Source organism: Chamaesiphon sp., assembly GCF_041737865.1.
Classification (GTDB): Bacteria; Cyanobacteriota; Cyanobacteriia; order Cyanobacteriales; family Chamaesiphonaceae; genus Chamaesiphon.
Window position 1 is genome coordinate 1 of sequence record NZ_JBGSQZ010000052.1, and the last position, 10382, is coordinate 10382.

At 43.7% G+C, this 10382-nt stretch carries 15 protein-coding genes and 1 tRNA gene; 10 read left to right on the forward strand and 6 right to left on the reverse strand.

What is annotated here, in order from left to right:
- Positions 1–211: 211 nt before the first annotated feature.
- The 4 genes from ACEW9J_RS03940 to ACEW9J_RS03955 all read left to right on the forward strand — a co-directional run bounded on the left by ACEW9J_RS03940 (position 212) and on the right by ACEW9J_RS03955 (position 1747).
- Positions 212–472, forward strand: a complete 261-nt coding sequence (locus ACEW9J_RS03940) for a hypothetical protein (protein WP_373543839.1) — start codon at positions 212–214, stop codon at positions 470–472.
- A gap of 42 nt (positions 473–514) precedes the next feature.
- Positions 515–760, forward strand: coding sequence for a hypothetical protein (locus tag ACEW9J_RS03945; protein WP_373543840.1), 246 nt, complete (start codon positions 515–517; stop codon positions 758–760).
- A complete protein-coding gene (locus ACEW9J_RS03950; RefSeq protein ID WP_373543853.1) occupies positions 666–866 on the forward strand; it encodes a hypothetical protein in 201 nt (66 codons plus the stop codon). The genes ACEW9J_RS03945 and ACEW9J_RS03950 overlap by 95 nt, the downstream gene beginning before the upstream one ends.
- A 179-nt stretch (positions 867–1045) precedes the next feature.
- Positions 1046–1747, forward strand: coding sequence for a DUF433 domain-containing protein (locus ACEW9J_RS03955; RefSeq protein WP_373543841.1), 702 nt, complete (start codon positions 1046–1048; stop codon positions 1745–1747).
- Between the two features lie 15 nt (positions 1748–1762).
- Here ACEW9J_RS03955 and ACEW9J_RS03960 read toward each other — a convergent pair whose 3' ends face one another.
- The 3 genes from ACEW9J_RS03960 to ACEW9J_RS03970 all read right to left on the reverse strand — a co-directional run bounded on the left by ACEW9J_RS03960 (position 1763) and on the right by ACEW9J_RS03970 (position 2699).
- The gene (locus tag ACEW9J_RS03960; protein ID WP_373543842.1) at positions 1763–2212 is read right to left on the reverse strand and encodes a hypothetical protein; all 450 of its coding nucleotides are present in this window, start codon (positions 2210–2212) and stop codon (positions 1763–1765) included.
- A 129-nt stretch (positions 2213–2341) separates the two neighbouring features.
- A complete protein-coding gene (locus ACEW9J_RS03965; RefSeq protein ID WP_373543843.1) occupies positions 2342–2521 on the reverse strand; it encodes a hypothetical protein in 180 nt (59 codons plus the stop codon).
- A gap of 1 nt (position 2522) precedes the next feature.
- Positions 2523–2699 carry a hypothetical protein gene (locus ACEW9J_RS03970; protein WP_373543844.1) on the reverse strand — a complete coding sequence of 59 codons (177 nt, stop codon included), beginning with the start codon at positions 2697–2699 and terminating at the stop codon, positions 2523–2525.
- A gap of 143 nt (positions 2700–2842) precedes the next feature.
- Between ACEW9J_RS03970 and ACEW9J_RS03975 the strand changes: the two genes are divergently transcribed.
- Together ACEW9J_RS03975 and ACEW9J_RS03980 are read left to right on the forward strand one after the other, a co-directional pair.
- Positions 2843–3166 (forward strand): helix-turn-helix domain-containing protein, encoded by a 324-nt coding sequence (locus ACEW9J_RS03975; RefSeq protein ID WP_373543845.1) that lies wholly within the window; start codon positions 2843–2845, stop codon positions 3164–3166.
- 144 nt (positions 3167–3310) lie between these two features.
- A complete protein-coding gene (locus tag ACEW9J_RS03980; RefSeq protein ID WP_373543846.1) occupies positions 3311–3451 on the forward strand; it encodes a hypothetical protein in 141 nt (46 codons plus the stop codon).
- 344 nt (positions 3452–3795) lie between these two features.
- Here ACEW9J_RS03980 and ACEW9J_RS03985 read toward each other — a convergent pair.
- Positions 3796–3867: transfer RNA gene (locus tag ACEW9J_RS03985), tRNA-Thr, on the reverse strand.
- 57 nt (positions 3868–3924) lie between these two features.
- Between ACEW9J_RS03985 and ACEW9J_RS03990 the strand changes: the two genes are divergently transcribed.
- Positions 3925–4185 (forward strand): DUF3493 domain-containing protein, encoded by a 261-nt coding sequence (locus ACEW9J_RS03990; protein ID WP_373543847.1) that lies wholly within the window; start codon positions 3925–3927, stop codon positions 4183–4185.
- 45 nt (positions 4186–4230) lie between these two features.
- Here ACEW9J_RS03990 and ACEW9J_RS03995 read toward each other — a convergent pair whose 3' ends face one another.
- Complete coding sequence (locus tag ACEW9J_RS03995) at positions 4231–4425, reverse strand: hypothetical protein (protein WP_373543848.1); 195 nt, start codon at positions 4423–4425, stop codon at positions 4231–4233.
- Between the two features lie 218 nt (positions 4426–4643).
- Between ACEW9J_RS03995 and ACEW9J_RS04000 the strand changes: the two genes are divergently transcribed.
- Positions 4644–7184 carry a sugar phosphate nucleotidyltransferase gene (locus ACEW9J_RS04000; RefSeq protein ID WP_373543852.1) on the forward strand — a complete coding sequence of 847 codons (2541 nt, stop codon included), beginning with the start codon at positions 4644–4646 and terminating at the stop codon, positions 7182–7184.
- Positions 7185–7306: 122 nt separating this feature from the next.
- On the opposite strand, the gene ACEW9J_RS04005 is transcribed toward ACEW9J_RS04000, so the two are convergent.
- Positions 7307–7573 carry a hypothetical protein gene (locus tag ACEW9J_RS04005; RefSeq protein ID WP_373543849.1) on the reverse strand — a complete coding sequence of 89 codons (267 nt, stop codon included), beginning with the start codon at positions 7571–7573 and terminating at the stop codon, positions 7307–7309.
- Between the two features lie 395 nt (positions 7574–7968).
- Here ACEW9J_RS04005 and ACEW9J_RS04010 point away from each other — a divergent pair, with 395 nt between their 5' ends.
- On the forward strand, positions 7969–9339 hold the full coding sequence (locus ACEW9J_RS04010) for a hypothetical protein (protein WP_373543850.1): 1371 nt from the start codon (positions 7969–7971) through the stop codon (positions 9337–9339).
- A gap of 53 nt (positions 9340–9392) precedes the next feature.
- Positions 9393–10382, forward strand: a 990-nt coding sequence (locus ACEW9J_RS04015; protein ID WP_373543851.1) for an IMS domain-containing protein, incomplete at its 3' end; no start/stop codon positions are given.

Below are 10382 nucleotides of genomic sequence, written 5' to 3' on the forward strand. Positions count from 1 at the left end.
TTGTTCTGTCTCTTTTACTACTAATATTGACCGAGATCCCGTCAAGGCTTCTCATTCACAATATCTGCAAAAAAAATACCGAATTGAATTTAAGGCGCACACACATGTCTGGGCTTAAAAAAACTTTTGTCCGTCAATCAGCTATGACACATCAAGTGCGCTAAAGGAAATTGCTATTGGCAATGAAAATGCAATTACAGGATTAACAAAAATGCTAACACAACCTGAGTTAGAACATCCCAATTATTCTCAAATTCAAGATATATTAGAAAAGATTGCGATTGACAATGATAATGCGATTGCGACACTATTAAAATTAATAACAGAGAATAGTTCAGAAAATCCCAATACATACTGTGCTCAAAACATCTTAAAAAAGATTGCTGTCGGCAATGATAATGCAATCGCAACATTGCTAAACTTTATAGCAGCAAATGACTCAGAAAATCATAGTATATATCATGCTTATTAAATATTAGGAATAGTTGCTGTTGGCAAAGATAATGCAATCAGAATGTTATTGGAAATTCAAAAATTCTACTTAGGCAGCTCTTACTCTTGGGTATGTATGACAGATTTAATAGGAAAAATTGCTACTGGGCAGGAAAATTTTAAAGTTGTTCGACAATTAAAAAAACATAGTAAATATCCATATGAATTTATAAATGTTGAAAACAATCTCGCTCACTGTGCCCAAACTCTTTCCTACCCAGAATTCCACGCCGCATGGCACCAAACCCACCTCCCCACCAACCCTTAGCCAAGAAATCACCAAGCTCCACACCCCCAAACAGATCCAGATCGTCTGGCTCACCACCACCGATAATATTCCCGATGCCCGCCCCCCCCAGAGCAAGAGAACTTAGTAACGGCGATTTGGAGTGATATCGATCGATTTACGGAGGATTAGGAATGCTCGATCGGTATCAGTATCCAGTCAGTTAAAATAGAACAAGCTAGGTAAAAAAGAATAACATCATCGATCGAGCAACAATTTTTGCTAACTTGAGCATCGGAATCGATCGGTTTAGCCGCAGATAATCAAATGAGCACCCTTTACAGCAAAATCGATTCCCGACACATCCCGATCTACTCGATTCAAGACACTGCGTATTTACGAATTCCTGCCAGTACCATTCGATCGTGGACAATCGGACATCGCTACACTGTCAAAAGCGGCTCCAACTTCTTCGCGCCGCTCATCGAAATCTCCCCAGCCAAACCCTACCTACTATCTTTCACCAATCTCGTTGAAATCCATGTCCTGCGGGCTATTCGCCAACATCACAAGATTCAACTATATAAAGTCAGAACCGCGCTAGATTTTATCGATGCAGAATTGAAAGTAGCTCATCCCCTTGCCACACAACAATTCAGCACCGATGGCATCGATCTATTTGTCGAACACTATGGCGCATTAATCCAAGCTAACCAAGCCGAGCTTCACCAATTAGAACTAGCAATTCATACCCACATCCAGAGAATCGAAGCCGATGACCAGGGATTAGCGATTAAGCTATATCCCTTCACTCGTTCTCATGAAGAAAATAATCCCCGCATTGTCGTCGTCGATCCCCGCATTGCCTTTGGTCGCCTGACGATCGATGGTACAGGCATCGCTACCAGCATCCTAAAAGAACGCTATTCAGCCGGAGACTCGATCGACGAACTAGCAGCAGACTATGAGTGTGACAGACTATCGATCGAAGAAGCAATCCGTTGTGAGCTATCGCCAATTGCTGCATGACTGAATTTGAGTCCATCATCTAACTTCCAAGACCGAATCTGGTTCGATTACAAACCGTTCGTGATAAAGAATCGTCAACCAAAAATTCTCGCCAGCAACCTTATCACAGATAGCCAGATAACCGATCTCAAACCAATCTGTTGAAAAGGTCGTGTCCGTCAAAAATATTGTCACCGAATTGCCATCCGCACTCCAAATAGTCCTACTAATCTCAATATTCGGGTGATATTTGCGAGGAATTGGTAGTAGGATCGGGCGATCGTCAACAATTAAGAACTCTGGGACATCCTCAATTTTACGAGCAAACCGTGATAAATCCGTCCCCGCAACGAAGAAATCTGGCTCTGAATCGCGATCGAGAACGCAGTGCCAATCGAATGGCCCTTCGTGTTTTTCAACAATACTATCCCATCGTACCTTCGCGATCTTTTGACGTGTAGCTTCAGGTAAATCTGCTAATTTCATCTAACTCTCCTAAATCTTTGTTGGACGCTCTTGCTTGGCGAGGTATCTCAGCCCTGGTAATCGATCGAAATATCTAAGTTCTTCTCGATGGGAGTATCGATCGTGGAATGACTTGAGAACATTTATCCTTTACTCTAACGCCGAAGTATCCCCATCGCCCTGCATCATTGACGCTTCAACAGCCAGGTCCAACTCCTCGTTGGCGTAGCCTCTCTTGCGGAGAATCGAGCATCGATCCAACAGATACCACTCTGGAGTCTTATCGATCGTTAACTTCGGCATCGTCCGCCCCTTTTCCCAATTGCCCACTTCACTTTGACTCTTTCTCTTCTATCGCCTTAGTCACAAGCCGCACCACCAAATTACTAACCGAGCGATCCTCCTCCTCAGCCCACTTCACCAGGGCGGCATATACCTCTTTAGGAAAATAAACAGATGTCTGTACTCGATCGGTTTGACTCATTTGCTCAATCAAAATTCCCAGCAAATTTATCGTACCCTCGCAACCTTACTAGACAGTCAAATAATGTATAGTAGTTTTTTATAACGTGTTATACATTACTTATGGCATTGAAGTATTTGCCGTATAGAACTCAGCAGCCAATCTAGCAAAAATTACAGGCAGAGCAGATGATGAATACGCCGCGTAAATTGGCACAGCGGGAACTCGATCTGATTCAGAAGCTAGCTAATTGTCAGTTAGCCATGACTCCGCGCGAATTTGAAGCTAAATGGGATGTGACGCGAGTACAAATGGCGGCTCTATGCAATTGTTCTCTAGGTAGCGTCAAACGCTGGTTTAAGAGCGGTAGAGACTATACCGCCCCGAATCACTATCACTTACGATATTTGGCAATAACAGACTTGATTTTGGAATATTTTGATGAGATTCCACCAGAATTATTACGATCGATCCTAAAAAGCCAAGGAGCTGCTAACAATTTAAAGATTTGAGGGATTGTCAAGTACTTGTTTACCAATATTCATAAGAAAGGATCGTTACGATCCTTTCTCTATCTCCAAACGATCTGAAATCCAGCAGAGGACTTATGCTGAAAAGAGTTGGTGCCAATAATAGTAGCTATGAACTCGATCGGTATGTTCGATAACACCAAAGAATCTCTCAGCGACTTGCTCGAAGAGATCCACACAGGCAAAGTCCAATTGCCCGATCTTCAGCGCAGTTTCACTTGGTGCAACGAACAGATCGTCAAACGTCACAACCATTCTTCTTCATGAGGTGTGGTCTGGGCTTTTGTAAGAAATCGTTACATCTAAGATAATGGACTCGTAAGCATTTTTCGCTCCCAGCAATAGTTGAAAGGTAATCAATTGGTCGTGAGTGTCACTGGGAAAGTGGGGTGTCCCCAAATCATTTTCCATATGCTAGCTGTAAATAAGTCAAATTACACCAAAAGCATGTCTACAGATCCTTCCAGTCTGTATCGACACGACAGTAATCTGTCACTAATACTTTAATGACAACATTTTGTTTCAACGACACTTAATTAGTCTTGATGACAGTAATGTGTCACCAATGACAAAGAATGTGTCACTGTACATCATTCATCACGATATTGTTAAGCCGATGAGGGGATTTGAACCCCTGCCCAATTGATTACGAATCAACTACTCTACCACTGAGCCACATCGGCAAGACTAGGTATAGTCAATATACCCGAGTTATCATTATAAATTGACTTGAGAACAAAATGACAGAACTTAAACCGAAATCCTCACTCGATCCCGAACTTCGTCGTCGGCTCCGAGCTGAAATCCAATCTCCATATCGAGGACTACGACAATTTATCTATGTGAGTTGTGCTGCTTCTGGAGCAATTGGGGGTGTAGTTTTCTTCTTCAAAGTACTTGCTGGTAGAGATCTCGAAACAACTATTCCTAACCTCGCGCTTCAAATTGGTGTGGTGGCATTAATGGTGTGGTTATTGCGGGTCGATCGATCTAAAATTTAAACAATGTTTGCGGCAGGATGCTTTAAACTAACTACGTCAACCAATTTAGTCACCGCCTTTGAGAGCCTTATTGAAATTTTGACGATAGGAGCCATTGACGATGTAGCAAACTGGCCAGAGCAGCGCAAGGACAATTTTAGTTGGGAGAGTGCGTTGATAGTTGGTACGGTTGAAGTTGCGCGAAAACTTCCAGACTCCATATCCGTATGCCCCAACTAAACCAATGACAACAAATTGCATAAGTCTTTCCGGTAATCTTACTTGATGAGGACTGCTACAGTATTGGTAATGAAATTGCCTGATGGTGACAATCTACACTCTATTTTAGCAAGGGTTCTTCTAATTCTCGATTGAGACAGATATATTAACCTATGCGATCGACCAAGGCACAGGCTTGAAAAATAGCATCACAATTAAGATGTATTGGGTAATTACCCCCTATAAAAAAAGATATGCAACTGCGCGCAGTATTGATGGCTGGAGGTTCGGGGACGCGGTTGAGACCTTTGACGTGCGAATTGCCCAAACCGATGGTACCAGCGATCGATCGCCCGATCGCCGAGCATATTATCAATTTGCTCAAACGCCATCACATTACCGAAATTATCATTACTTTGCACTACTTGCCGGAAGTAATTCAAAATTATTTTGGTGATGGGAGCGATTTTGGTGTCAAGATTCATTACGCGATCGAAGCAGAACGCGCATTAGGTACCGCCGGATGTGTCAAAAATGTCGAAGAAATTCTCGGCGGGACATTTCTAGTCATTAGTGGGGATAGTCTTACCGATATCGATCTGACAGCAGCGATCGAGTTTCACCGCCGCAAGGGTGCCAAAGCTACAATTATTTTGACGCAAATTCCCTACCCCGTTGATTTTGGGGTAGTCATTCTCGATGAAGATCGCCGGGTGCGTCGCTTTTTAGAAAAGCCATCCGCCAGTGAAGTATTTTCGGATGCGGTAAATACCGGAATTTATATCCTCGAACCAGAAATCCTTGACTACCTCCATCCCGATACTGAAGCCGATTTTTCGCAGGATTTATTCCCTCAACTCCTCACTCACGATGTGCCGATGTATGGCTATGTCGCCGATGGTTATTGGTGCGATATCGGTCAACTTGAGACCTATCGCGAAGCTCAATACGACGCACTGCGGGGCAAAGTCAAGCTCGATTGGCCCTTTCCGGAAACTAGTCCAGGAATTTGGATCGGGGCGAATACCTATATCGATCCGAGTGCCCAAATTGAGGCTCCAGCGGTAATTGGTGCCAATTGTAAAATCGGGGCGCGGGTGAGAATTTCGGCAGAGACGATCGTCGGTGATAATGTGGCGATCGGTCGCGGTGCCAATCTCAAGCGACCGATTATTGGCAATGGCTGCATCATCAGCGAGGATGCCCAGCTTCGGGCTTGCGTCCTCGCGCGTGGGGTGAGGATCGGTCGCGGTGCTCAAGTGCTGGAAGGGTCAGTTTTGGGGGCACTGTCGAATGTCGGCGATGAGGCACAAATCAACCCGAATGTACGAGTATGGCCGAATAAAGAAATCGAGCCGCTAGCTATATTGAATATTAATTTGATCTGGGGACAAATCGCTCATCGCAATCTGTTTGCTCAACGGGGCGTTCAAGGTTTGGCAAATATTGATATTACGCCAGAATTTGCAGTCAAACTGGGGGCGGCTTATGGCTCTACCCTGAAGCCCGGATCTCAGGTGACTGTCTCCCGCGATCAGCGCAATGTATCGCGGATGGTATCTCGATCGCTCATTGCGGGATTGATGTCTGTGGGGATTAATATTCAAGACTTAGAATCTACCGCTATCCCCGTTGCGCGCAAAATTATCTATTCCCTCCGCCAACGCCGTGATGAAGTCGATGTGATCGGCGGGATTCACGTTAGGCTGCATCCCGATCGAATGGATTCCATCTTAATCGAATTCTTTGACGATCGCGGCATCAATATCTCCACTACCCAAGAGAAAAAGATCGAATCAGCCTATTTCAAAGAAGATTTGCGCCGAGCGCGGGTACAAGAAATTGGCGATGTCAACCGCTTTTCCCAAGGGATGGAAATTTATAAATCTGCCTTTCAAAAACAACTCAATATCGATGCCATTCGTCATGCAGGTACTAAAGTAGTCGTCGATTACGTCTATGCCGTCTCCGGTGCGATCCTCCCCGTGCTGTTATCAAAATTTGGCTGTGACGCGGTGGTACTCAATGCCAGCCTCAATCAGATGTCCCTGAGTAGCAACGAGCGGGAAGTATTACTCAACCAACTCGGACACGTCGTCGTCGCCCTCAAAGCCTCATTTGGGGTGCAAGTCTCCGCTCACGGCGAACAACTGATCCTCGTGGATGAAGAAGGGGTGCCAATTCGGGGCGATATGCTCACCGCACTAATGGTGCAAATTGTCCTCACAGCTTATCCTGGCGGCACTGTAGTAGTCCCCGTTCAGGTTTCCAGTGCGATCGAACAAATTGTCCGTCGGCATGGCGGCAAAGTCAAGCGCACCAAAGCCAGCCCCACCGCACTGATGGAAGCCTGTCAGCAGTTGCCGAATGTCGTCCTCGGCGGGAGTGGTGAAATGGGCTTTATCTTCCCCGAATTTCATCCTGGTTTCGATGCGATGTTCTGTATCGCCAAACTGATCGAAATGCTCACCCGTCAGGAACGATCGCTCAGTAGCCTCCGTGCGGAGCTACCGCGCGTCTTTTATCGCAGTCATTCCCTTCGCTGCCCCTGGACGGCTAAAGGCGGCTTGATGCGGTACATTCTCGAAAATCATCAGCCGGAGTATTTAGATACCGAAGATGGAGTCAAAATCGTTAATTATCAAGACGATCGCTGGGTATTAATTCTCCCCGATGCTGGCGAACCATTGGTACACATCTATGTCAATGGTAACGATCGGAATTGGGTCGATGAAACGATGCGCGAATACCGTCAAATGGTGCAAGATTTTATCGAGCAATACCGCCAAACCAGCGATTGATTAAGAACATCCAGTCAGTGGCATGGTGGACTGCTTAAAGTAGTTAAATCTTTGTCGTCCATGCCAGATTGGGTTCCTGCGGCAAGAGATCATGATTATTGCCGAAATCTGCGATCGCTTTCTTAGTGGTGCATTGAGTGTGTGGGAGTACTAATATTTCTCGCCCAGGGATTCAACCAGTTGAATCCGCTACCAGGTTGGGAAATTAAGTTTAGTTCTTCAGGATAGCGAGGTTGGGGATCGATCGCGAGGATCACGGGAGGTACCATGGTGGGATCGTAAGCAATGACTGTATCGACGACTCCAGGACGATGCTTGATTTCGACTCTTTGTCCAGGACGATAGACTGCCATTTCTTGCGCTTCGCTCCATGTTGCTCGATCCACCATCACTACGATCCCCGTTATATTACTGATTAAGTTTACTTATCTTTAATCATAACTAAAATTATCTAACAAGAAAATAGAGTTTGGTCAATTTCGATACTTTTTTTTAAGATTTAGTTCCCTCGATTTGTGAAAAATGGCATGGTGTGGTTGTCAGGAATACTCGATGTAGCGATGTCAAAGTGCAATCGCCCAGCGTAGACCCAAGATACCCCTACCCAATTAACCTCTATTGGTGCCAATACGGTTCGGTTAAGGTATTAACCTAGTTGACGAGTCTCCGCAGGAGAGGCTCCACCAAAGAGTTTTGTACTACTTTTCTCAGTATTTTTATCCTGATTCCACTCATAGTCATGCGTAAAGAGTAGATAATACATTATCTCCCGTCAGTGGTAATTATGAATCTTCTACCTCATCAATATCCTTCGATTGCTTATTATTCAGTCTTGATGGCAATCTTAATAGCTCTTACAGGTTGTCAACAAAGTCCAAAAGCGATCGGTACGATCGAGGGTGGGAAGGTTGCAGATGGTAATATCGCGCTGCCTTGTAAATTTGGTGAAGATAAAACTACAACAACTGCTACAGATAAAAGTAGAATTATTTTGACGCTTGATGGTTCGGCTTCGATGGTAGGTTACGCCAAGGATGGTAACAGTCATTATGTTCAAACTCTTAAATTATTAGATAGGGTCTCTTTAGCTGCTCCTGGCGGGGTAGAATACGCACGGATCGATACTGGTAGGAGATCGATCGATCGAACTGAGTTTCAAAAGTCTTTTGGTGCTGGTTTCTATACCGGACAAACTAGTAGATTAGCTGATACTTTTCCCGACCTGAAGACCGTCAAAGGCGAGCAGTTAATTGCAGTTGTCACCGATCTGCAACCCGATGATGGTGATGTCAATGCAGTTAGTAAACGGATCCTCGAAGACTATCTAAAAAAAGATGGTTATGCTGTAGCCATTTGGGGTATCGGCAGTGAATTTGAGGGCAAAGTTTATCCTCCAAATAATGCTCCAGCTTACGACTATGCTGGTAAATCTACCGCAACTAGTCGTCCCTTTTATATCTTACTAGTAGGAAAGTATGAGGCGATCTCTGAATTCACTAAAACAATTCGCTCTGCTGATAGTAGTAGTTTACTCAAAGATCGATCGCAGTTAACTATATTTACAGCCGATCGTACTATTGCAAATCCTAGCTATCTAGCAGCTTCTGAGGATAACCTACCCAAAGGTATCACCTCACCTGATTCGCTGTCTCAAGATCGATTCTCGATGGAGAATGGCGAACAACCGATCCAATTTTTGGAAGTTAATGAGAATAGTAATTCAGATAAACAAGCTCTAAAATATACGCTCAAATATCAAGCTAATCCCGATACCGCAGCTCCTAATCAGCTCGAACCTCGATACCAAGTTCGTAAATATAATGAAGAAAAAGAAAAGCCTGCATTTGTCGATCGTAGCGATAAATCGCTGTTAGATATTAATTCGAGTTTAGTCGATGATAAATTGGGTGTAGAGATGAAATTCGATCCAGAGAAGATCGATCGCGGCTTATACTATGTGACTGCGGATTTGACTGCTCGATCGATCCAAGCTCCCGCAGTTTGGAAAGAGTGGGATGATGGTGGTAAAAAAGATGGATCGAAAACGCAGGGATTGAATGATTTTCTCAATAGTCTCAGTATCAATACTACTAGCGTGATGAAGGAAAAGTCGCCTGTAGTTGCTCGACTCTGCTACGGGATTCAGCGAAATTAAATATCTACTAATATCGACAAAATATCTTAATTCATAACGTAACTATAATCCTTATGATCGAAGAATATCCATTAATCACTAATTTAGAAAATAAAATAGATGAAATAAATAGAGATCGATCGACTGCTAGAAAGATCGTAAATAGCAATAGTAATTTGCAAACAGTTAATACAGCAATTGAAGAGTATATTATCCTCAAGCAGGATTTGACGATCCCATTAGGGATTCGGTATCTTGCGCTGTCCTGTATTGCTGCACACTATCAACTATATCAAGACAATCGGGAAATATCCCAACTCAAAGATATAACTGGACGAGCAATAAATATTCCTACTCACGCTGAGGTTTTTAGTGCTATTCAAGTTATCAAGAATAAATACTATCAGATTTATGATTGCGATAATCGAGAATTCGATCGAGTAGAAAGATTGACGAAGGAAATGTCACCTGAATCGATTTCTAAGATCGAGCAAAAGTACATAACAGATCGTCATGATTTGACCGATCTCCAAATCGAAAAAATTCGAGCAGAAGAGAGAGCCAAATTTTTTAAAATATTATTATTTGTATTAATCATGTTCTTGATTGGTGGTGGAAGCGGAGTTATCGCAACTCTGGCGATGAGGCAACAACCTCAGCCGATAGGTGCAAATACAAATCAATCATCTACCCCAACACCATCAAATCCACCTAATCCATCACCCACCGAGATCCCAACACCATCGCCGCCAAATATATCTAACTCATCCCCTGAGGTAGTAGCGACACCTTCACCAGCAGATACTGTCAGCCCTAGTACGGAACCTATTGCTGTAGCTACACCAGATCCACAGATATCTCAAGATGAAGCTGTTAGTCTAATTCAAAGATGGTTAGAAGCCAAAAAAATATTATTTGCACCGCCATTCGATCGAGATTCAGCAGCACCCTTAACCACAGGGAAATTATATACAGATAAAGTTAGAGGGCCGAGTAGTGATGGCACACCAAGTAGTGCATCTGAATGGTTAGAAAAATATGGTTATTATCGAAGCTATGGATTA